This is a genomic window from Brevundimonas sp. Root1423 (assembly GCF_001426805.1).
The window spans coordinates 15,387-36,297 of record NZ_LMFL01000008.1 but is presented as its reverse complement, the minus strand read 5'-3'; the positions used below and the strand labels follow the sequence as shown (position 1 = coordinate 36,297).

The following is a 20,911-nucleotide window of genomic DNA, read 5'->3' as shown; positions in this document are numbered from 1 at the left end:
GTCTCAGGCGGCGCGGGTCAGGTCGGCGAAGCCGTCCAGCACCACGGTCAGTTCGGAGAAGGATCGGGCGACGTGGCGGGCGCCGGCGGCCTGCTGCTCCTCGATGGTGTGAAAGCCCCAGGCCACGCCCAGCGGCAGGACACCGGCGTTGATCGCCATCGTGATGTCATGGGCGGTGTCGCCGATCATGACGGTGGTGGCCGGATCGGCGTCGCAGGCGGCCATGGCGGCGTGGAGCATGGCGGGATCCGGTTTGCCCGGGCCGTCCTCGGCGCAGTGGGACGAGATGAACAGGTCGGCCCAACCCTCGCGGGCCAGATTGCGGGCCACGCCGCGGCGGTTCTGGCCGGTGGCCAGCGCCAGCCGCCAGCCGTCGCGATGCAGGCGGCGCAGGGTGGTCATGGCCTCGGGGTAGAGCGGCTCCTCATGGCCCTCGGCGTACATGCGGTTGAAGCTGGCGCGGAAGCCGGCGACGAAGCGGGCCAATTCCTCGGGGTTCAGCCCGGGTTCCAGCACCGCCATGGCGTGGTCCAGCGACAGGCCGACGATCTGGCGGACCCGGTCGTAGTCGGGTTCGGGCAGGCCGATGTCGCGCGCGGCCTCGCAGGCGGCGCGGTGGATCGAGGCGCGGCTGTCAACGAGCGTGCCGTCGATGTCGAAGACTGCGAGGGGTCTCAAGAGATCACCGCTCATCCCGGCGAATGCCGGGACCCAGTGCTTTGGGTGATGTCACTTCAGGCTTGTCACTGCCACCCAGGTCCTGAAGCGCCAGTGCCAAGCTGGACAGGACCGGGTCCCGGCTTTCGCCGGGATGAGCGGATTGAAAAGTACTCACCTCTGCCGTCTCACCCCTTCGAACGGATCGCTCTCGTTGCCCTCGGCTTCCTCGAAGCCGAAATGGGCAAAGCCCGCGCGCATTTCGGGGCTCAGCGGGGCCTCGACTTTCAGCATGCCGCCGCGCGGATGCTCCAGCTCGATGCTGCGGGCGTGGAGCTGCAGCTTCAGCGGCCCGGACAGCTCCTTCGACTTCTCGTCCCCGTATTTGGGATCGCCGAGGATCGGGTGGCCGATGCCAGCCATGTGGGCGCGCAGCTGGTGCGTCCGGCCGGTGAAGGGGCGCAGGGCCATCCATGAGGCGCGGTGGGCGGCGCGGCTGATGGTGGCGAAGGCGGTTTCGGCCGGTTCGGCTCGCGGGTCCTTGCGGTCGGCGGGGCGCATCATCTCGAAGTCATTGATGCCGGTCTTCTTCAACGGCATGTCGATCTGGCCGGCCGAGGGCTTGGGATTGCCTATGATGATGGCCCAGTAGGTCTTCTTCGCCTGACGCCGGGCGAAGGCGCCGGCGAGGCGCTTCGCCGCCTCGGGGCCCTTGCCCAGCAGCAGGACGCCGGAGGTGTCGCGGTCGAGGCGGTGGACCAGACGCGGGCGGTCCATCCCCTCCCCCCAGGCCGACAGCAGGCGGTCGACGTGGCGGCTGGTCTTGGTGCCGCCCTGGACGGCGAGGCCGTGCGGCTTGTTGATGGCGATGACCATGTCGTCCTCATAGAGGACCAGCGACTTGGCGAACTTGATGTCCTGCGCCGACAGGGTGTGGATGTCGCCGGCCTGACGCGAGGTGTCGTCGGGGATCGGCGGCACGCGGACGGCGGCGCCGGCGGTCAGTCGGCCTTCGGGCTTGATGCGTGCGCCGTCGACGCGGATCTGGCCGCTGCGGGCCATCTTCTGCACCTGGATGTTGGACAGGTGGGGCCAGCGCCGGCGGAACCAGCGATCCAGACGGATGCCATCCTCGGCCTCGGCGACGTAGAGGGTCAGCACCTCGCGCTTGGGCGCCGGTTCGGACTCTTGAATGGGTTCGTCGGTCAAAGGGCGGCTCCGAAGGCGCGGCGGGCGACCATCAGGCCGATAAACAGGGCGAGCACCGAAAGCGACACCGAGGCGGCGACGTAGCCGCCCGCCAAGGCGAATTCACGGCGCTCGATCATCAGGGCGGTTTCCAGCGAGAAGGCCGAGAAGGTGGTGAAGCCGCCCAGCACGCCCACGGCGGCGAACAGGCGGATGCTTTCACCGTGGACGCCGCCCCGGAAGGCCAGCCAGCCGGCCAGCAGGCCCATCAGAAGGCCGCCCGCGACATTGGCTGTCAGCGTCGCCCACGGCCAGCCCGTCGCCGGCAGCAGGCGGGCGAGGCCGTAGCGGGCCACGGCGCCGAGGGCGCCCCCGGCTGCGACGATCAGGAAACGGGTCATGGCCGCGCTTATACCGGACCCGCCGCGAAAACGAAGGCGCGCAGCCTGACCGAAACTTCACTTGCCGGGAGGCAGGGTTAACGGTGATACCTGGGCCTAACGGCGCAGCTTCGCGCCAAGAGGGAAGACCATCGGCCCGGCGGCGGCGCTCCGCCATACTGCCGGGCTCAGGGATCAGGGGCCGCCGAAGCGCATGTCGCACGACGATCAACATAACGGGCACGGCCACGGCGGGCACGGTCATAGCCACGACGGGCATGGCGCGGCGCCCTTCGACGGCGGGCACGGGGGGCAGGGCCATGACGCCCGGCTGCACAGTTCGATCCCGCCCGCGCCCAACCCGCCGCCGCCCGGCGCCGCGGACAGCCACCACCGCGCGCCGCCCCAGCCGACGCCGCACGCCGTCAACCCGCTGCGCGAGGGCGACGGCATCCTGAGGCCGATTCAGGAGAGCGAGTATTTCTCGACCGCCCCGGGCGCCGAACAGATCGTCTCGGCCCACATCGACGAATATTTCAACCAGCCGCTCGACCTGTTCCCCTTCTGGGAGGACGGCCGCAAGCCGGACCGTTTCCACGTCCTGTTCAACCGCCAGATCGAGGAGCGTTTCCCGATCGACCAGGACATCCGCAGCCACGTCCATACCTACGGGCGCGGGGTGTTCGGGGCCCTGATGGTGCACATCGGGGTCAAGCGGTTGAATCAGGCCCTGGCCCTGATCGCCTTCGCCGCGCTGGCGACCCTGGGGCCGACATGGTTCACGGGGTGGAGCGGATCGGCGCCGATGGGACTTGGTCTCGCGGCCGGATCGATGCTCGGGGTGCTGGGCCTGTGGTGGGGCATCCAGTCCGTGCTGTTCACCCAATACCGGTTCCGGCTGGAGAACGATTCCTACGAGATGTCGCGCGAGATCGTGCAGCGGACGCGCGAGCTCCAGAACCTGTTCACCTCGGCCCGGGCCATGGCCGATCAGGCCGAGACCCAATTCCAGATGGACGGCAAGGGCTGGGGCGCGCGCGCCATGTATCTGACGCGTCTGACCATGTGGCTGGGCGCGCGGATGGAATACCTCGAGAAATACGTCCAGATGGAGCTGTGGCGGGTGCGGCGTGAACGCTACTGGACCCGCTGGCTGCAGCGGTTCGCCACGCCGCTGGTGCTGATCGTCTGGCTGGTGCTGTTTGCGCTGGAGCCGGTGGCCGGCGACATGATGACCTTCCGCGGCCTGCAGGGGCTGGCGGTGCTGCTGGGCGTGCTGGTCAGCTGGGTGTCCTATGTGCGCTGGCGCACGCCGATGGAGGCCATCCAGCAGAAACTGGGGGTCGAGGGCTGGGTCCGCTACGCCTCGCTGGACGTCGACAATGCGGTCGGCGAACAGGTGCGACGCGACAAGGAACGGCTGGTGGAATACCGGGCGCTGACGCGGGGGCGCTAGCGCCGCAGGGCGTTCTGGACCTCGCGGGCGTCGTAGACATTCGACTGGTCGGGCTTGGGCCCGCTGCCCATGACCACCTCGAGCGTGGTCGAGGTGGCGGACGGGCCGCTGAAGTTCAGGCCGATGCCGACACCGACGCCCGAGGCCGAATAGTCGCCATAACGGCCGCCATAGCTGCTCGAGCCGAAGCCGACGCCGACATTGGGCTGCATGCCGCCGGCGCTGTCGGGGCGTCCGTCGGTCCAGCGCTGTGTGACCTCGAACCAGTCATGGCCCTGCGCGGTCGTCAGCTCTGCGGCCCGCAACAGGGCGTAGTCGGCCACCGGGCCCGGCGCGCCGACGCCGTTGTAGGCGACGCGGAAGCGATTGGATTCAATCCGTTGCTCGGAATAGCCCTGGCCGCCGGGCGAGGACTGCATGCCGTAGGGCGCAAGACTGGCGCAGGCGGACAGGGCGAGGCCCGCGGCGGCGATCAGAGGCAGGGTGAAACGGGTCATGACAGGGTCTCCGGCATTTTTGAATTAGCGCCGGGGGCTGACGGAGGTTCCTGTGTGCGCCAGCCGATACAGGCGGTCAGAGCCCCGCCGCCATGCAAAGCGCCCTGAAGTCCTCGGGCGGCGGCGCCTCCACCGTGCGGTAGCCGCCGTCCGGATGCGGAAAGACCAGTTTCGCCGCATGCAGCATCAGACGCGGGGCGGCGCGGCCGGCAAAGGTCAAGGCGCCGCCGTAGCGGGCGTCTCCGGCCAGCGGACGGCCGATGGAGGCCATGTGGACGCGCAGCTGATGCATCCGGCCCGTGGCGGGATCCAGCTCCACCAGCGCCCCGTCGTCGGACGCCGACAGGGTGCGATAGCGGCTGAGGGCGGCCTGGGCGCCGGGCGTCTCCGGGGCGACGGCGCGCATATAGCTTTCGCGGCCGATCTCCTGACGCATCAAGGGCTTGTCGATGACGCCTGACGCCGGCTCGGGCGCGGCGGAGACGAGGGCCAGATAGGTCTTCTTGAACCGGCGCGCCTGCATCGCCTTGCCGAGGAAGCCGGCGGCGGGCTTGGTTTTCGCGGCCAGGATGACGCCCGAGGTGTCGCGGTCCAGCCGGTGCACCAGATCGGGCCGCTTGCCGTTCGAGCGGGCGAAGGCCCACAGCAGGTCGTCCAGCGTATGCGCCTGGATGCGGCCGCCCTGGCTGGACAGGCCCGCGGGCTTGTTAAAGGCGATCACGGCCTCGTCCTCGTGGATGATCCACGAGCGGACGGCGGCGATGTCCTGATCGGACAGGGAAACGGGGGAACGGTCGGTCACGCGCCTGCATAGGCGAAAGACCGACCGTCCGTCAGCCCCTCAGCGCAGGACGCCCTTCTTGCCCATGGTCCAGGCATACCAGAGCAGGAAGGCGGCGATGGCGACGATGACCCACGGCATCCAGGCCATGGCGGCCATGGCCGGCGGCAGCTCCGGCATCGGGTTCATCAGGCCGTAGATCAGGCTTCCCACCGCGCCCAGCAGCGACAGGGCGAAGGCGTGGACAGCGTAACGGCTGCGCATCAGCAGCAGGATCGAGCCCGCGATCGCGCCCCAGACGCCGATGATCCACGGACCGTACATCCAGGTCGGCATGGCGTTGTAATAGGTGATCATCGCATCGGTCATGCCCGAGGCGCGCCAGTAGCTCTCGCCCTGGGTGATGCTCATCACCGAGTCGTAGCCGCCGTAGCCGTTCCACAGCAGCGAAAGCACGCCGACCAGCCACAGGTGCCACGGCGTGCGCGTCGTCATTGAGATCGTATCGGTCATCATCCCCTCCCAAGGTTGATCGATGGGCGGAGGCTAGACCCAAAACCGGTGTTACGGCAACGCTAACCCTCGTCGGCGCCGCCCTGCGCCGCGCGCATCACCGCCCAGCGTTCGAGGCGCTCCTTCACCTTGGCCTCATGCCCCTCCCCCTTCGGCGCGTAGAAGGTCCGGCGCTCCATGCCGTCGGGGAAGAAGTTGGCGCCGGAGAAGCCTTCGGGGGTACTCGGATCGTACTGGTAGCCCTTGCCGTAGCCGAGCTGTTTCATCAGCTTCGTGGGCGCATTGCGGATGTGGGCGGGCGGCATCAGCGAGCCGGTTTCATGCGCCGCCTTCTTCGCCGCCTTGAAGGCTTCGTAGACGCCCACCGATTTGGGCGCGGTGGCCAGATGGACCACGGCCTGGGCCAGGGCCAGTTCGCCCTCGGGGCTGCCGAGGAAGTCGTAGGTGTCCTTCGCCGCATTGGCGACCAGCAGGGACAGGGGGTCGGCCTCGCCGATGTCCTCGACCGCCATACGCACGATGCGGCGCGCCAGATACAGCGGATCCTCACCGCCGTTCAGCATCCGGGCCAGCCAGTAGAGGGCAGCGTCGGGGTCCGATCCGCGCACCGACTTATGCAGGGCGGAGATGAGGTTGTAGTGCTCCTCCCGGCTCTTGTCGTAGGCCGGCGCGCGCTTCTGCAGGATGCCGGCGAGGGCCTGCACATCGAGCGGATCGGTCGAGGTCAGGTCGAACAGGACCTCGGACATGGTCAGCAGATAGCGGCCGTCGCCGTCCGCCAGGGCGAGCAGCGCCTGACGGGCTTCCGGCGTGAGCGGCAGGGTCTTGGCTTCCTGTTCCTCAGCACGAATCAACAGTTGATTGAGCGCCTCGTCGTCCAGTCGTTTCAGGACATAGACCTGCGACCGGGACAGGAGCGCGCCGTTGAGTTCGAATGACGGGTTCTCGGTCGTCGCGCCGACGAGGGTGACGATCCCCTCCTCCACGAACGGCAGGAATCCGTCCTGCTGGGCGCGGTTGAAGCGGTGGATTTCGTCGACGAACAGCAGGGTGCTCTGGCCGGCGGCGCGGCGCATGCGGGCGGCCTCGAACGCCTTCTTCAGATCGGCCACGCCGGAGAAGACCGCGCTGATCTGCTGGAACTGATAGCCGGCGGCCTGGGCCAGCAGGCGGGCGATGGTGGTCTTTCCGGTGCCGGGCGGCCCCCACAGGATCATCGAGCCCAGACGCCCCGCCTCGACCATCCGCCGGATCGGTCCGCCCGGTCCCAGCAGATGATCCTGGCCCACCACCTCGTCGAGGGTGCGGGGGCGCAGGCGGTCGGCCAGCGGTGCGTCGGGAGGATGGATGCCGGAGGCTTCGAACAGGTCGGTCATGCACGTTCAGAGATAGGCGTTACCGCCGGAGTTTTCACGCGTTAGTATCGGACGAAACACAGGAGACGGCGCCATGACCGATCACAATGCGCAGGGCCCGACCAGCGGCGTCACCCCGCACCTGTCCATTGCGTCGCGGGGCGGTCAGGCAGCGATCGAATTCTACCAGCGCGCCTTCGGGGCCGAGGAACTGCGCCGCATGCCGGCCGAGGACGGCGAGCGGCTGATGCACGCCCATCTGCTCATCAACGGCGGCAGCGTGATGCTGGCCGACGAATTCCCCGAGTACAACGGCGAGCAGGACGTCGTGCCGAAGGCCGTGACGCTTCACCTTCAGGTCGACGACGCCGACGAATGGTGGAACCGGGCGATCCTCGCAGGCGGCGTGCCGGTCTTCCCGCTGGCCGACCAGTTCTGGGGCGACCGCTACGGCCAGCTGCGGGACCCGTTCGGGCACACCTGGTCGATCGGATCGCCGATCCGGAAGGACTAGCGGACGACCAGAACGCCACGCTGTCCGCGACGCTCGACCAGCAACTGGGAGCCGCGCGGCAGATTGACCAGTTGCTGCGGCGAAGACACCGGCCGCTCGTTCACCGCCATGATGATGTCGCCGGCGCGAAGGCCGACGCCGCGGCTGGCGTAGCTGTTGCCCGCGACCCGGCCGACGATCACCCCGCTGGCGAAGGGATCGCCGCCCAGACTGTCCGCCAGAGCGGGATTCAGCCCCAGCACCTGCGCGCCCGACAGTCCACCGGACTGGATAAGGGTGGCGTTCTCCAGTTCGGCGTTCCCCGGCAGGGACTGGACCCGCGCATCGAGCGTCTGGGCCCGTCCGTCGCGAAGGACGGAGACCCGCACCGTCTCATCGGGCTCGTGCGTGCCGACCCGATAGTTCAGACCGCCCTGATCGTTGACCTCGGCGCCGTCGATGGCGGTGATGACATCGCCCGTCTGAAGGCCGGCGCGATCGCCCGGGCCGCCGGCGTAGACCTCGGTGACCACCAGCCCCTGCGGCCGGTCCAGACCAAGGCTGCGGGCGACGTCGGCGCTGACCGCCTCGCCCTTCACGCCCAGCCACGGCCGGACCACGGCCGTGGCCCCGCCGACCGCGGAATCCACCACCCGGCGCACGGCCGCCGCCGGCACCGCGAAGCCGACACCGGACGACGAGCCCGAACGCGAGAAGATGGCCGTATTGATGCCGATCAGGTCGCCGTCCATGTCGACCAGCGCCCCGCCCGAGTTGCCGGGATTGATGGCCGCGTCGGTCTGGATAAACGACCCCGAGTCCGAGATGCCCGTATCGGTCCGGTTCAGGGCCGAGATGATGCCGTTGGTCACCGTCTGGCCGACGCCGAAGGGGTTGCCGATGGCCAGGACCAGATCGCCGATCTGCTGTTCCTCGCGGTCGTCGATGCTGAGGGTCGGCAGGCGCTCATTGACGCCTTCCAGCTGCAACACGGCGATGTCGGACCGTTCGTCCGCGAGGACCACGCGGGCCTCGAACTCGCGCCGGTCGTTCAGCACGACCTTGATCTGCTGCATGCCGTTGATGACGTGATAGTTGGTCACGACCACGCCCGTGTCCCGCACGATGACGCCGGAACCGACCGAGCCGACCTGCTGGGCGCGCGGTCCCTGTCCGAACATCGACCAGAACGGGTCCTGCACGCGCTGCACGCCGCGCGCAGAGACGTTGACCACGGCCGGGGCGGCGGTGCGCACCACGGGAGCGAAGCTGGACTTCATGGCCAGGGCGTCGCCGGGAACGACGCGGCTGTCGGGGAAGACCCCGTCCTGCGCCACAGCGGCGCTGGCGGAGAAGATCAAGGCGGCGGCGAGGGCGAACGTTCGGGTCTTCATGGTCATCCGGTTCAGTCAGAAACGCACAGGCGTAGCCATTCCGCACCGGCTTTTGGACCGGATCAAGGCGTCGGCGGGGCCTGAACGAGTGCGGCGTCGCGACGTTCCTGCCCGCGTCCGACCAGCCAGCCGATGACCGCCGCCAGCAGCAGGACGACGGCCGCCAGATAGAAGGCCAGCCCCGGCATCTGGATGACTGCGAACTCGCCCACGGACAGGGAGTAGATCCAGCCGAAGAACAGCGGCGACATCACGCCGGCGATCGAGGCCACGCTCATGTTCGCGCCCTGAAGCTGGCCCTGTTCATCCTCGCCGACGCGACGGGTCATCAGCGATTGCAGGGTCGGCATGGCCAGCCCCCACAGGGCGTTGGGCAGCATGGCGGCGATGAACATCAGCCCGTCCGGCGCCCAGCCCATGGCCGCGATTCCGACCGTGCCGCCGACAAGCCCCAGCACCATGGTCCACCGGTCGCCCAGCCGCTTGACGACCGGCCCGACCAGAACGCCCTGCACAATCATGTCCAGCACCCCGACCAGCGCCAGCAGCAGGCCGACCTCGCGTGGACCCCAGCCGTAGCGCCAGGCCGCGTACAGCACGAACACCGCCGAGAAGACGTGGTGGGCGAAGTAGAGGAGGAAGTTGACGACCGACAGGCCGCTGAGCTCGGGGTGGCGGCGCAGCAGGATCAGTGAGCCGACCGGGTTGGCCCGCTTCCAGCTGAAGTCCATCCGCTTCTCGACCGGCAGGCTCTCCGGCAGGACCAGCAGGCCGTACAGGAAGGCCACGGTCGACAGGCCGGCGGCGAACCAGAAGGGCACGCGCGGCCCGAACTCGCCGAGGAAGCCGCCGAGAACGGGGCCCAGGACGAAGCCGCCCGAGAAGGCCGCACCGATCAGGCCGTAGGCCCGGGCCCGTTTTTCGGGCGCGGTGATGTCGGCCATATAGGCGTAGATGGTGGTGAAGCTGGACGAGGTGATCCCGGCGATGATCCGCCCCAGCGCCAGCCACCACAGGTCGGGCGCCAGCGCCATCAACACATAGTCCAGCGCCAGACCCGCGCAGCTGATCAGGATAACCGGGCGGCGTCCGTACTTGTCGGACAGCGAACCGATGATGGGCGAGCAGACGAACTGCATCCCCGCCCAGAGGGCCACGAAGACGCCGTTGATGACCCCCGCCTGGGCGTTCGAGCCGACGAAGTCCTCGATCAGCCGCGGCAGGACCGGAATGATGATCCCCATGGCCACGATATCCAGCACCGCCGTCACGAAGATGAAGGCGAGCGCGGCGCGCTTGTTGCGGAGGCGGGCGAGAGTGGACATGGGAGGCCTTGCTGGGGACGGGCCTTCTAGCCGACGCCGGCGCGCCCGTCAGCCCTGCGCGCTCTCCTCAAGCCGAGGTTGCGAAAGCTTAATCCGGCGACGCCTTGCGCGAACGGACGGCGCAAGGCCAAGCTGACGGCATGACAACCGTGATCGAAACCCGTGGCCTGACCAAGACCTACGGAAGCGTACGCGCCCTCGACGGGCTGGATCTGTCGATCCCCCGGGGCGGCGTCTATGGCGTGCTGGGGCCGAACGGGGCCGGCAAGTCGACCCTGTTCCGCATCCTGCTGGGCCTGATCCGCGCGTCGGACGGGACGGCGACGGTGATGGGCGGCGGGGTCGGCGACCTGACCGCCATGCGCCGCATGGGTTCGATGATCGAGACGCCCCGCTTCCCGCCCTACATGACCGCGCGTCAGGTGCTGCGCTGGCTTGCGCTGGAGCATGGCGTCGGGGCCGAGGCCGATGTTCCCCGCTGGCTGGAGCGCGTGGGCCTGACCGAGGCGGCGGACCGCAAGGTGCGCGGCTTCTCGGTCGGCATGCTGCAGCGGCTGGGCGTGGCCGCCGCCCTGTTGAGCCGGCCCGAGCTGATCATTCTCGATGAACCGACCAGCGGCATGGATCCCCCCGGCATCCAGGAGATGCGGGCCCTGATCCGGTCCCTGGCCGACCACGACGGCGTCACCGTGGTCCTCGCCAGCCACCAGCTGCTCGAGGTCCAGCGCGTCTGCGACCGCGTCGCCATCATGAACAAGGGCAAGCTGGTGCGCGAAGGCGCGGTCAGCGAGCTGACGGCCATCGGCGAGCGCCTGCGCCTCATGGCCGGACCGGTCGACAGGGTGCTGGCCGTCCTCGGCGCCAAGGGCGTCCGCGACGGCGAGGCCGTGCTGGCCGACGTCAGCCGCGCCGAGGCCCCGGCCCTGATCCGCGGTCTGGTCGAACAGGGCGTCGACATCCATGAGGCGCGCTGGGTCGGGACCGATCTGGAAAGCATCTTCTTCACCGAGACGGGCTCGGTTCAGGCGCCGGAGACGATCCATGCTGGTTGACGCCATCCGCGCCGAAGGCTTCCGCCTTTCGAAGAACAGGACCGCCGTGTTCTGGAGCCTCGCCTTCGTCCCGCTCATCACCGTGGCGATCGGGGCCCTGACCAATTTCGTGCTCAAGGGCAGCGAGACCAAGATCCTCGGCGACGAGAAGATGCCGCCCCAGCTCAAGGAAGCGCTGGGACGCGGGACGCTGGACATGGCCGACGCCCTGGTGACGACGGCCGCCAACTTCGCCAATCCGCTGGTGCTGCTGTTCGTCCTGATCGGCGCCGCGACCATCTACGCCGGCGACTACCGCTGGGAGACCTGGCGGCTGATCAGCGCCCGCAACAGCCGGACCAACCTGCTGCTGGCCAAGCTGGCCGTGGTGGCGGGGCTGGCGCTGGCGGCGATGGGGCTGATGCTGGTCGCCGGGGTGATCGAGAGCCTGATCAAGGCGGCGGTGTTCGAACGCACCCTGACCATGAACATTACGGGCGAGAAGGTCGGCCTGTTCGCGGGCTTCGCGGGCCTGTCGTGGCTGCGCATCGTCCAGTTCGCCATGATGGGCATGCTGGCGGCGGTGGTGACCCGGTCCCTGCTGGCGGCGCTGTTCGTGCCGCTGGTGGTCGGGATCGCGCAGTTCTTCTCGCCGCAGATGCTGATGCCCATGGGCGTCATGCCGGACGCCTGGGTGGCCGTGCTGCTCAATCCGGGCGCGGCGATCGACGCCATCCAGACGGTGCTCAAGGGCGGCGCGGAGGCAGCGGCCCTGCCGGCGGGTCTGGCGCTCAAGGCCTGGGCCAGCATCGCGCTGTGGACGCTGGTTCCGCTGGCGGCCGCCCTGGCCTGGTTCAGGCGTCAGGACCTGTCGAAGGAGTAGCGGTCAGAACCGCTTTTCCATCCAGACGTCGCAGCGCGCATAGGGCGTCGGCTGCGGCGGCAGGTCGACGAAGCCGAAGCGGCGGTACAGGGCGATGGCGTGGGTCTGGGCCTTGTTGGTCTCCAGATACAGGCGCGGCGCGCCCGCCGTCCTCGCCGCCGCCTCGCAGGCTTCCAGCAATCGCCAGCCGAGGTTCAGGCCGCGAGCCGCCTCGACGACGGCCATCTTCCCGACCTCGTAGCCGCCGTCCGTCATGGCCATCAGCGAGCAGCAGCCAACCGGCTCGCCGTCCCGCCCGGCGATGAAGATGAAGCCGCCCCTGTCGAGGATGGACCCCTGCGGATCGCCGAGAACCAGCTGGTCCTTGGCCTCCAGCGCATAGCCGCCCGCGATCAGCCAGTCCTCGTTCAGCGACCGCCATGCCGCGGCGTGGCCGGGCGCGTACGGAACGATCTCGATGTGTGCGGTCATGCAAACCCCTCTCCCGCCCTATCCGGGATGGAAGCGGACAAGGAAAAAGGGCGGCCGGTTCGCACCGGCCGCCCTTTTCTCAAGCCCCTGACGGGAAGCGGCTTACGCTTCGTCGTCGCCCTCGATGGCGTAGACCGGACCCGAGTCCAGGCCCTTGGCGTCGGCGTCGCGATCGACGAACTCGATCACGGCCCGTTCGGCGTAGCGCGGGCCGATCGTCTCGAACAGCTTGCCGACCTGCGGAACGTCGCGGACCTGGCTGATGGCCTGACGGCGTGCGTGCAGATCGCCCTTCTTGGCGAGCGTGACCAGCTTCTCGACGAAGGGACGCAGTTCCTTCGCCTTGGGAAGCGTGGTCGTGATCTGCTCGTGCTTGATCAGCGACGCAGCCATGTTGGCGAACATGGCGGTCCGGTGTGCGCTCGTACGTCCGAGCTTGCGATAGGCGGCGCCGTGGCGCATCGGGGTCTCTCCTACTCAACCCTGGTATCCGTCACGCGGACCTGGGGCTTTCTCATTCTAACCGCTCCGCGATCCGGGTGGATCAAGGGCGGAGGGTTGAAACTAGATCTGGTCGTCGAACTTCTTGGCCAGGTCTTCGATGTTTTCAGGCGGCCAGTTCGGCACGTCCATGCCGAGGCTGAGCCCCATCGTCATCAGGACTTCCTTGATTTCGTTCAGCGACTTGCGGCCGAAGTTCGGGGTGCGAAGCATTTCGCCCTCGGTCTTCTGGATCAGGTCGCCGATGTAGACGATGTTGTCGTTCTTCAGGCAGTTGGCCGAACGCACCGACAGTTCCAGCTCGTCCACCTTCTTCAGCAGGGCCGGGTTGAAGGGCAGGTCGGGCTTGCCGTCGGCGGCTTCCACGGCCTTCTTGGGCTCGTCGAAGGTGATGAAGATCTGGAGCTGGTCCTGCAGGATGCGCGAGGCGTAGGCCACCGCGTCAACCGGCGAAACCGCGCCGTTGGTTTCGACTTCCAGGATCAGCTTGTCATAGTCCAGCGACTGGCCCTGACGGGTCGGCTCGACGCGATAGGCGACGCGCTTGACCGGCGAATACAGGGCGTCGACGGCGATCAGGCCGATCGGGGCGTCTTCCGGACGGTTCAGCTCGGAGGCGACATAGCCCTTGCCGTTCTGGACGGTCAGTTCCATGCGCACCGAAGCGCCCTCGTCCAGCGTGCAGATCACGTGGTCGGGGTTCAGCACCTCGATGTCCGAAGGGACGTCGATCTGGCCGGCCGTGACGGCGCCGGGGCCCGTGGCGCGCAGGGTCATGCGCTTGGGGCCTTCGGCGTGCATGCGCAGCGCCAGTTGCTTGATGTTCAGCACGATGTCGACGACGTCTTCCCGCACGCCTTCCAGCGACGAGAATTCGTGGACGACGCCGTCAATCTGGATCGCGGTCACGGCGGCGCCTTGCAGCGACGACAGGAGAACGCGGCGCAGGGCGTTGCCGAGCGTCACGCCGAAGCCGCGTTCCAGGGGCTCGGCGACCAGGCGCGACTTGCGCTGCGGGTCGGAGCTCGCCTCGATCTGCGGCTTCTCGGGACGGATCAGCTCTTGCCAGTTACGTTCGATCATGGGTGTCCCTCGAAAACGGAGTTCGCCGGTCCCTCGCTCCTCGTCAGGGGCGGCAGGACCGGCGGAGATAGGTAGTCGGTCGATATTCGCTTAGACGCGGCGGCGCTTGGGCGGACGGCAACCGTTGTGCGGCATCGGCGTGACGTCGCGGATGGTGGTGATGGTCAGGCCGACCGACTGCAGGGCGCGCAGGGCCGACTCRCGGCCGGARCCGGGACCCGARACGTTGACTTCCAGCGTCTTSACGCCGTGTTCCTGSGCCTTCTTGCCSGCGTCYTCGGCGGCCATCTGGGCGGCGTAMGGGGTCGAYTTGCGCGAACCCTTGAAGCCCATGTGTCCGGCCGACGACCACGAGATCGCGTTGCCCTGGGCATCGGTGATCGTGATCATGGTGTTGTTGAAGGACGCATTCACGTGGGCGACGCCCGAGGTGATGTTCTTGCGCTCGCGCTTCTTTACGCGACCCGGTTCCTTGGCCATCGTTATCTCTTACTTCTTCTTGCCGGCGATCGGCTTGGCGGGACCCTTGCGGGTGCGGGCGTTGGTGTGCGTGCGCTGACCGCGGACCGGMAGGCCCTTGCGGTGACGCAGGCCGCGGTAGCAGGCCAGGTCCATCAGACGCTTGATGTTCATCGACGTCTCGCGGCGCAGGTCGCCCTCGACGGTGTGATCGCGGTCGATGGTCTCGCGGATCTGCAGCACTTCAGCGTCGGTCAGCTGGTTCACCGATGCCATGGATGTACTGCAGCGCGATCTCTACGCGCTTGTTGGTCGGGATGTTGACACCAGCGATACGGGCCACGAAGCTCTCCAGATACGCGTTGGCGGACGCAACAAACGCTCCGGTCAACAGACCAGGAGCGCCGACGCCCTTCGCGGAAGCGCGCCTTATACAGGGGATTCACTCCGCGTCAACGCCTGACGCCCCCGCAGACGCGCCGATCAGCGCCCGAACTGGACGAAAACCGTGACCCGCTGACCCTCGACGGGACGACCGGAGGCGCTCATCGGCGGGCGGAAGCGGAAATAGGTCTCTGCCACGGTCACCGCGGCCGGCCCGAAGCCCTGTCCGGGCGGTGTTTCGCTGACGACCCGGCAGCTGTCGAGCCGCTCATCAAGGCGGATCACGCAGTTGACCGATCCGCGGCCCGAGCGGCGGCCGCGGGGAATGACGCGGAAAATCTCGTCCTGCGTGGCCCCGCGAATGAAACGGGGGCCGATGCCGCCCGAGCCGGAGCCTTCACCGTCGCCATTGCCCGTGCCGGTTCCATTGCCCGTACCGCCCTGCCCCATCCCCGGCGTCGGACTGGCCACGGGAGCGGCCCCGATCACCAGAGCGGGCTCGGGCGCCGGTCGGGGAGGCGCGGGAAGTTCGGCCTTGGGCGGTGGTTTCGGCGTGACATGAACCCGCGACGGCGCAGCGGGCTTGCCGCCGCCGGGATCCGGGGTCGGCTTCAGGGGCGGCGGTGGCGGAGGCGGAGGCGGCGTCGGGCGAAACAGCACCACGCTCATCGGCGGAAACGGCGGCAGCACCGGCGGCGTGGGCTGGGTGCGCGCGACGACGGCGAACACCAGCGCATGCCCGGCCGTCACGACCGCCACGATGCCGGCCGTGCGCAGTCGTTTCTTCGTCAGCCAGGGGGGTTGGATTTTCACGCTCCTGTCATGCCACCGGGGACATGAACGCGCAGGAGCGCCAAAAGGTCAGGCTTCGTTCAGGTCGCGGAGCCGTCCAGCGCCGCATCGATGGCCTCGGCGACATCGGCGATGGCGCCCATGCCGTCGATCTCGGTCAGCAGACCCTTGTCGGCATAGTAGGGCAGCAGGGGCGCGGTGTTGCGGTTGTAGGCGTCCAGACGGACCCTGAAGCTCTCCGGATTGTCGTCCGGGCGGCCCTGATCGGCGAAGCGGACAGCGACCCGCTCCAGCAGGGCGGCGTCGTCGACCTTCAGCCGAACCACGCGGTCGATCTTCTTGCCGAGCTTGGCCAGCATGGCGTCCAGCGCCTCGGCCTGGGCCACGGTGCGGGGGAAGCCGTCGAAGATGGCCCCGCCGGCGTCCTCGGCCTCTTTCAGCCGGGCCTCGATCAGGGCGATGACGATGGCGTCAGACACCAGGTCGCCGCGCGACATGATGGCCTGGCACTCCTTGCCCAGGTCGGAGCCCGAGGCGATCGCCTCGCGCAGCATGTCGCCAGTCGACAACTGGACCATGCCGCGGCTCTCGACCAGCCGTTTGGCCTGCGTGCCCTTGCCCGCCGCGGGCGGTCCGAACAGGATCAGGTTCATCGCCGCCCCTCCCCCGAAGGTCCTAGCGCCGGGCGGGGGCGGTGACGCCCTTGCCCGGGGTCCGGCCGCGGCCGCGCAACTTGGCCTTCTTGATCAGGCCTTCGTACTGGTGCGCCAGCAGCTGCGACTGGATCTGCGCCACCGTGTCCATGGTCACCGAGACCACGATCAGGATGGAGGTGCCGCCGATCACCGCCGGGCCCATGCCCGAGTTGGCCATCAGCATTTCCGGCAGCAGACAGACCGCGGTGATGTAGGCGGCGCCGATGACGGTCAGGCGGGTCAGGACTTTGCGCAGGTTCTCGGCCGTGTCCTCGGGATTGAAGGTGATCGAGGTGTAGAAGAAGCAGAAGAAGACGATCAGCGCGCCGTACAGCAGCATGAAGATCGGGCGGCCGTGCTGCATTTCGGCCGTCACGAGCGGCAGCCAGTCCATCCACGCCGGCAGATCGGCATTGGCGGTCATCTGCGCCACCGTGGTCGGCAGCATCAGCAGCGACGAGGCGAAGATCGGCGGAATGACGCCGGCGGTGTTGACCTTCAGCGGCAGGAACGAGCGCTCGCCCCCGGCCATCCGGTTGCCTTCCTGGCGCTTCGGATACTGGATCAGAAGGCGGCGCTGGGCGCGCTCCATGAAGACGATGAACACGACCACGGCGATAGCCATGGCGGCGAAGAACAGAAGGGTGAAGGCCGAGATCTGGCCCTGCTGCGCCAGACCGAACATGCGGGCGATGGTGCCCGGCAGAACGGCGACGATGCCGGCGAAGATGATCAGCGAGATGCCGTTGCCGACGCCGCGCGCAGTGACCTGCTCACCCAACCACATCAGGAACATGGTGCCGCCGGTCAGGACGGTGACGGTCGAAATGATGAAGAACAGGCCCGGCTGGTCGATCAGGCCCGGCTGGGCGTTCAGACCGATGGCGATGCCGGCCGACTGGAACAGCGCCAGGACCACGGTCAGATAGCGGGTGTACTGGTTCAGCTGCTTGCGGCCGCTCTCGCCGCCTTCCTTCTTCAGCTTCTCCCAGGGCGGATACACAGCGCCCATCAGCTGGACGATGATCGACGCCGAGATGTAGGGCATGACGTTCAGGGCGAAGACGGCCATGCGCTCGACGGCGCCGCCCGAGAACATGTTGAACATGTCCAGGATGCCGCGTTGGCCGTCCGGGTTCTGGAAGAACTGCAGGAAGGCTTCCGAGTTGATCCCCGGGATCGGCACATAGGTGCCGATGCGGTAGACCAGCAGGGCCAGGATCGTGAACAGCAGACGTTTGTGCAGCTCGGTCGCTTTCGCGAACGAGCCCATATTCATGTTTGCTGCGAGTTGTTCGGCGGCCGAAGCCATATGTCGTCACCCCGACTGATCAGAACGCGGCGCATCGGACAGGAATCCGTCGCCACGGTCCAGATAGGCGAAGGGCGCCCTCTTAGCGAGAGCGCCCCTCAAGCTTATTTTTTGGCGGCGGTCCGGGTCGTGCGGGCCGAGATCTTGTTGGCGTCGCCACGGGGAGCCTTGGCGGCCGGAACCTTGCCCTTGGCGGCGTTGCGCTTCTCGACGCGCGCGGCGGCCTTGGCTTCAGCAGCGATACGCCTTGACGGCGCCGGCCGAGGCCGACCAGACGACCAGGTTCAGCTTGGACTTGATCTCGCCGGTGCCCAGGATGCGGACGCCGTCCTTGACGCGACGGATCACGCCGGCCGCGACCAGGGCGTCGCCTTTGATCTCGCCCTTGATGTCCAGCTTCTTGGCGTCCACGGCGTCTTGCAGGCGCCACAGGTTCACTTCGGCCAGCTTCAGCGCGTTCGGATTGTTGAAGCCGCGCTTGGGCATACGCATGTACAGCGGCATCTGGCCGCCTTCGAAGCCGCCGATGGCGACGCCCGAACGGGACTTCTGGCCCTTGACGCCGCGACCGGCAGTCTTGCCCTTGCCCGAACCCGGGCCGCGGCCGACGCGCATGCGCTTCTTGTGGGCGCCTTCGTTGTCGCGAATTTCGTTCAGTTTCATGTGCCTGATCCTTTCGGGTGCTAGCGCCCGGATCAGATCCGGACTCGGCGTTGAAATAATTGAAGGGCCGCTTCTAGGCGGCCCCCTTCAGCATCGCAAGACGCGAGACGCCCTCCCCCGTGAGGGAGAGGGCGAAACGGCTTACTTTTCGACGATCTCGGTCAGGTGGGCGACCTTGGCGATCATCCCGCGAACCGAGGGGGTGTCTTCCAGCGTGGACTCGCGGCCCATGCGGTTGAGACCCAGACCCATCAGGGTGGCGCGCTGGTCCGACTTGCGGCGGATGGGCGAGCCCGTCTGACGGACGGTGACGGTGGCTTTGGATTCAGTCTTGGCCATGGTCTCAGGCTTCCTGGGCTTCAGGCGCCGCTTCCGGAGCCGAGGCGCCGTCGTTGCGGCGGCCCATCAGATCGGCGACCTTCTTGCCGCGCTTGGACGCGACCTGACGGGGCGACGACTGGACCTTGAGGGCCTCGAACGTGGCGCGGATCATGTTGTAGGGGTTCGACGAACCGGTCGACTTGCCCACGACGTCCTGGACGCCGAGGGTTTCGAGCACGGCGCGCATCGGACCGCCCGCGATGACGCCGGTCCCGGGAGGGGCGGCGCGCATCATGATCTTGCCGGCGCCCCAACGGCCGTTGCCGTCGTGGTGCAGGGTGCGGTTCTCGCGSAGCGGAACGCGGATCATGGTCTTCTTGGCTTCTTCSGTCGCCTTGCGGATGGCTTCCGGCACTTCGCGCGCCTTGCCGTGACCGAAGCCGACGCGGCCCTTGCCGTCGCCGACGACCATCAGGGCCGCGAACGAGAACCGGCGGCCGCCTTTGACGGTGGCTGCGACGCGGTTGATGTGAACCAGCTTCTCGACGATGTCCGAATCCGGACCGTCGACGGCGGGAGCGTTGCGGTTGTCACGACGGTTGCGATCGTTGCCGCCGCCGCCGCGTTGGGGTGTTTGCGCCATCTGTCGCGTCCCTTAGAAGTTCAGGCCGGCTTCACGCGCGGCATCAGCCAGCGCCTTCACCCGTCCGTGATAGATGTAGCCGCCGCGATCGAAGACGACATCCTTGATGCCCTTCTCGAGGGCGCGTTCGGCGACCAGCTTGCCGATCAGAGCGGCGGCTGCGACGTCCGAACCCTTGGCCTTCTTGCCCTTCTCGCCTTCCAGCGAGGAGGCCGAGGCGATCGTGACGCCGTTCAGGTCGTCGATGATCTGGGCCGAGATGTTCTTGTCCGAACGGTGCACCGACAGGCGCAGACGACCGTTGGCGACAGCCTTCAGGCGGCGGCGGGTGCGCTCCGTACGGCGCTGGGCTTGTTGTCGAAGAGARAGAGCCATGACTTACTTCTTCTTGCCTTCCTTGCGCCGGACCTTTTCGCCCGTGTAGCGCACGCCCTTGCCCTTGTAGGGCTCCGGCGGACGCAGCTTGCGGATGACGGCGGCGATCTGACCCACGGCCTGCTTGTCAGCGCCCGTGATCTTGATTTCCGTCTGCTTGGGCACCGCGAAGGTGACGCCGGCAGGCGGCTGGATGTCGACGTCGTGCGAGAAGCCGAGCTGCAGCGACAGGGCGTTGCCCTTCATCGCAGCGCGGTAACCCACGCCGACCAGGTCCAGGCTCTTTTCAAAGCCCGTGGTGACGCCGACGACCATGTTGTCGACCAGGGTGCGGGACAGGCCCCACATGGCGCGCGAACGCTGGTTGTCCTCGCGGATGGCCAGGTTCAGGCCGTCGTCGCCCTGGGTGACTTCGATTTCTTCAGCAACGGTCCAGGAGCGTTCGCCCTTGGGACCCTTCACCGAGACGGTCTGGCCGTCGAGCGTGACAGTCACGCCCTTCGGGATCTCGATGGTGCGTTTTCCGATACGGGACATCTTAGTAGACCCTGCAGAGGACTTCGCCGCCCACCTTGGCTTCGCGAGCCGCGGTGTCCGACATGACGCCCTTGGACGTGGAGAGGATCGAGATGCCCAGGCCGTTCTTGATCGGCTTCAGGTCGGAGATCGCGGAGTAGACGCGGCGGCCCGGCTTGGACACGCGAGCGATCTCGGCGATGACCGGCTGGCCGTCGAAGTAYTTGAGCTCGATCTCGAACTGCGGGAACTCGCCGGGGTTCTGAACCAGCGAATAGCCGCGGATGTAGCCTTCGTCCTGCAGCACGTCGAGGACGCGCTGACGCAGACGGGAAGCCGGGGTGAGCACCTTGGAACGCTTGCGCATGTGCGCGTTCCGGATGCGAGCGATCATGTCGCTCAGGGGATCGTTGATCATCATGTCTGTCGCTCCCCTTACCAGCTGGACTTGGTCAGACCCGGGATCTGACCCAGGTTGCCGAGTTCRCGMAGSGCGATACGGCTCATYTTGAGCTTGCGATAGAAGGCCCGCGGACGGCCCGTCACTTCGCAGCGGTTACGAATCCGGTTGGCGGCCGAGTTGCGCGGCAGCTTGGCCAGCTTCAGGCGCGCTTCGAAACGCTCCTCAAGCGGGAGGGATTCATCGTTGGCGGTCGCCTTCAGGGCGGCCCGCTTGTCGGCGTACTTCGCGACGAGGGCCTTGACCATCTCGTTGCGGTTTACGGCGCTTTTCTTAGCCATTG

At 67.7% G+C, this 20,911-nt stretch carries 27 protein-coding genes and 1 pseudogene; 4 read left to right on the top strand and 24 right to left on the bottom strand.

Features of this window, described 5'->3' with window-relative positions:
• Positions 1-3: 3 nt before the first annotated feature.
• The 3 genes from ASD25_RS05515 to crcB form a co-directional block, all read right to left on the bottom strand.
• Positions 4-678, bottom strand: a complete 675-nt coding sequence (locus ASD25_RS05515; RefSeq protein WP_235562623.1) for an HAD-IA family hydrolase — start codon at positions 676-678, stop codon at positions 4-6.
• A 153-nt stretch (positions 679-831) separates the two neighbouring features.
• Positions 832-1,866, bottom strand: coding sequence for an RluA family pseudouridine synthase (locus tag ASD25_RS05510; RefSeq protein ID WP_056615316.1), 1,035 nt, complete (start codon positions 1,864-1,866; stop codon positions 832-834).
• The gene (crcB, locus tag ASD25_RS05505) at positions 1,863-2,246 is read right to left on the bottom strand and encodes a fluoride efflux transporter CrcB (protein ID WP_056615314.1); all 384 of its coding nucleotides are present in this window, start codon (positions 2,244-2,246) and stop codon (positions 1,863-1,865) included. Before crcB ends, ASD25_RS05510 begins: the two co-directional genes overlap by 4 nt.
• 193 nt (positions 2,247-2,439) lie before the next feature.
• Here crcB and ASD25_RS05500 point away from each other — a divergent pair, with 193 nt between their 5' ends.
• On the top strand, positions 2,440-3,681 hold the full coding sequence (locus ASD25_RS05500; protein WP_156389194.1) for a hypothetical protein: 1,242 nt from the start codon (positions 2,440-2,442) through the stop codon (positions 3,679-3,681).
• Here ASD25_RS05500 and ASD25_RS05495 read toward each other — a convergent pair.
• From ASD25_RS05495 to ASD25_RS05480, 4 genes are all read right to left on the bottom strand, one after another.
• Complete coding sequence (locus ASD25_RS05495; RefSeq protein ID WP_056615311.1) at positions 3,678-4,178, bottom strand: hypothetical protein; 501 nt, start codon at positions 4,176-4,178, stop codon at positions 3,678-3,680. The two genes, ASD25_RS05500 and ASD25_RS05495, sit on opposite strands and share 4 nt — an antisense overlap.
• A gap of 76 nt (positions 4,179-4,254) precedes the next feature.
• Complete coding sequence (locus ASD25_RS05490; protein WP_056615308.1) at positions 4,255-4,980, bottom strand: RluA family pseudouridine synthase; 726 nt, start codon at positions 4,978-4,980, stop codon at positions 4,255-4,257.
• Between the two features lie 39 nt (positions 4,981-5,019).
• Positions 5,020-5,472 (bottom strand): hypothetical protein, encoded by a 453-nt coding sequence (locus ASD25_RS05485; RefSeq protein ID WP_156389193.1) that lies wholly within the window; start codon positions 5,470-5,472, stop codon positions 5,020-5,022.
• 62 nt (positions 5,473-5,534) lie between these two features.
• On the bottom strand, positions 5,535-6,848 hold the full coding sequence (locus ASD25_RS05480) for a replication-associated recombination protein A (RefSeq protein ID WP_056615303.1): 1,314 nt from the start codon (positions 6,846-6,848) through the stop codon (positions 5,535-5,537).
• Positions 6,849-6,921: 73 nt separating this feature from the next.
• On the opposite strand from ASD25_RS05480, the gene ASD25_RS05475 reads away from it, so the two are divergent.
• Complete coding sequence (locus tag ASD25_RS05475) at positions 6,922-7,341, top strand: VOC family protein (RefSeq protein WP_056615300.1); 420 nt, start codon at positions 6,922-6,924, stop codon at positions 7,339-7,341.
• Here the strand turns inward: ASD25_RS05475 and ASD25_RS05470 are convergent.
• Positions 7,338-8,714 (bottom strand): trypsin-like peptidase domain-containing protein, encoded by a 1,377-nt coding sequence (locus tag ASD25_RS05470; protein ID WP_056615551.1) that lies wholly within the window; start codon positions 8,712-8,714, stop codon positions 7,338-7,340. The genes ASD25_RS05475 and ASD25_RS05470 overlap by 4 nt on opposite strands.
• A gap of 62 nt (positions 8,715-8,776) precedes the next feature.
• Positions 8,777-10,039, bottom strand: a complete 1,263-nt coding sequence (locus tag ASD25_RS05465) for a TCR/Tet family MFS transporter (protein ID WP_056615298.1) — start codon at positions 10,037-10,039, stop codon at positions 8,777-8,779.
• Positions 10,040-10,179: 140 nt separating this feature from the next.
• On the opposite strand from ASD25_RS05465, the gene ASD25_RS05460 reads away from it, so the two are divergent.
• Both ASD25_RS05460 and ASD25_RS05455 read left to right on the top strand, forming a co-directional pair.
• Positions 10,180-11,091 carry an ABC transporter ATP-binding protein gene (locus tag ASD25_RS05460; RefSeq protein WP_056615294.1) on the top strand — a complete coding sequence of 304 codons (912 nt, stop codon included), beginning with the start codon at positions 10,180-10,182 and terminating at the stop codon, positions 11,089-11,091.
• Positions 11,081-11,953 (top strand): ABC transporter permease subunit, encoded by an 873-nt coding sequence (locus ASD25_RS05455; RefSeq protein WP_056615289.1) that lies wholly within the window; start codon positions 11,081-11,083, stop codon positions 11,951-11,953. Before ASD25_RS05460 ends, ASD25_RS05455 begins: the two co-directional genes overlap by 11 nt.
• A gap of 3 nt (positions 11,954-11,956) precedes the next feature.
• Here ASD25_RS05455 and ASD25_RS05450 read toward each other — a convergent pair whose 3' ends face one another.
• The 15 genes and pseudogenes from ASD25_RS05450 to rpsN all read right to left on the bottom strand — a co-directional run bounded on the left by ASD25_RS05450 (position 11,957) and on the right by rpsN (position 20,909).
• Positions 11,957-12,424 carry a GNAT family N-acetyltransferase gene (locus ASD25_RS05450; protein WP_056615284.1) on the bottom strand — a complete coding sequence of 156 codons (468 nt, stop codon included), beginning with the start codon at positions 12,422-12,424 and terminating at the stop codon, positions 11,957-11,959.
• A 102-nt stretch (positions 12,425-12,526) separates the two neighbouring features.
• Positions 12,527-12,886, bottom strand: a complete 360-nt coding sequence (rplQ, locus tag ASD25_RS05445) for a 50S ribosomal protein L17 (protein WP_056615279.1) — start codon at positions 12,884-12,886, stop codon at positions 12,527-12,529.
• 102 nt (positions 12,887-12,988) lie between these two features.
• Positions 12,989-14,008, bottom strand: a complete 1,020-nt coding sequence (locus tag ASD25_RS05440; protein ID WP_056615276.1) for a DNA-directed RNA polymerase subunit alpha — start codon at positions 14,006-14,008, stop codon at positions 12,989-12,991.
• 90 nt (positions 14,009-14,098) lie between these two features.
• The gene (gene rpsK, locus ASD25_RS05435) at positions 14,099-14,488 is read right to left on the bottom strand and encodes a 30S ribosomal protein S11 (protein WP_013268944.1); all 390 of its coding nucleotides are present in this window, start codon (positions 14,486-14,488) and stop codon (positions 14,099-14,101) included.
• Between the two features lie 9 nt (positions 14,489-14,497).
• Positions 14,498-14,810, bottom strand: a pseudogene (locus tag ASD25_RS05430) (30S ribosomal protein S13).
• Between the two features lie 140 nt (positions 14,811-14,950).
• On the bottom strand, positions 14,951-15,664 hold the full coding sequence (locus ASD25_RS05425) for a hypothetical protein (protein ID WP_056615272.1): 714 nt from the start codon (positions 15,662-15,664) through the stop codon (positions 14,951-14,953).
• A 59-nt stretch (positions 15,665-15,723) separates the two neighbouring features.
• A complete protein-coding gene (locus ASD25_RS05420; protein WP_056615269.1) occupies positions 15,724-16,296 on the bottom strand; it encodes an adenylate kinase in 573 nt (190 codons plus the stop codon).
• A 22-nt stretch (positions 16,297-16,318) separates the two neighbouring features.
• On the bottom strand, positions 16,319-17,650 hold the full coding sequence (secY, locus tag ASD25_RS05415; RefSeq protein WP_056615266.1) for a preprotein translocase subunit SecY: 1,332 nt from the start codon (positions 17,648-17,650) through the stop codon (positions 16,319-16,321).
• 231 nt (positions 17,651-17,881) lie between these two features.
• Entirely contained in the window at positions 17,882-18,313 is a 432-nt protein-coding gene (rplO, locus tag ASD25_RS05410; protein WP_056615263.1) for a 50S ribosomal protein L15, read from the bottom strand.
• Positions 18,314-18,454: 141 nt separating this feature from the next.
• A complete protein-coding gene (rpmD, locus tag ASD25_RS05405) occupies positions 18,455-18,652 on the bottom strand; it encodes a 50S ribosomal protein L30 (RefSeq protein WP_056615260.1) in 198 nt (65 codons plus the stop codon).
• 4 nt (positions 18,653-18,656) lie between these two features.
• On the bottom strand, positions 18,657-19,277 hold the full coding sequence (gene rpsE / locus ASD25_RS05400) for a 30S ribosomal protein S5 (protein WP_082572212.1): 621 nt from the start codon (positions 19,275-19,277) through the stop codon (positions 18,657-18,659).
• 12 nt (positions 19,278-19,289) lie between these two features.
• A complete protein-coding gene (rplR, locus tag ASD25_RS05395) occupies positions 19,290-19,652 on the bottom strand; it encodes a 50S ribosomal protein L18 (RefSeq protein ID WP_055832163.1) in 363 nt (120 codons plus the stop codon).
• Between the two features lie 3 nt (positions 19,653-19,655).
• On the bottom strand, positions 19,656-20,189 hold the full coding sequence (gene rplF / locus ASD25_RS05390; RefSeq protein WP_056615256.1) for a 50S ribosomal protein L6: 534 nt from the start codon (positions 20,187-20,189) through the stop codon (positions 19,656-19,658).
• Position 20,190: 1 nt separating this feature from the next.
• A complete protein-coding gene (gene rpsH, locus ASD25_RS05385; RefSeq protein WP_055832159.1) occupies positions 20,191-20,589 on the bottom strand; it encodes a 30S ribosomal protein S8 in 399 nt (132 codons plus the stop codon).
• A 14-nt stretch (positions 20,590-20,603) separates the two neighbouring features.
• The gene (gene rpsN / locus ASD25_RS05380; protein WP_056615252.1) at positions 20,604-20,909 is read right to left on the bottom strand and encodes a 30S ribosomal protein S14; all 306 of its coding nucleotides are present in this window, start codon (positions 20,907-20,909) and stop codon (positions 20,604-20,606) included.
• Positions 20,910-20,911: the final 2 nt, after the last annotated feature.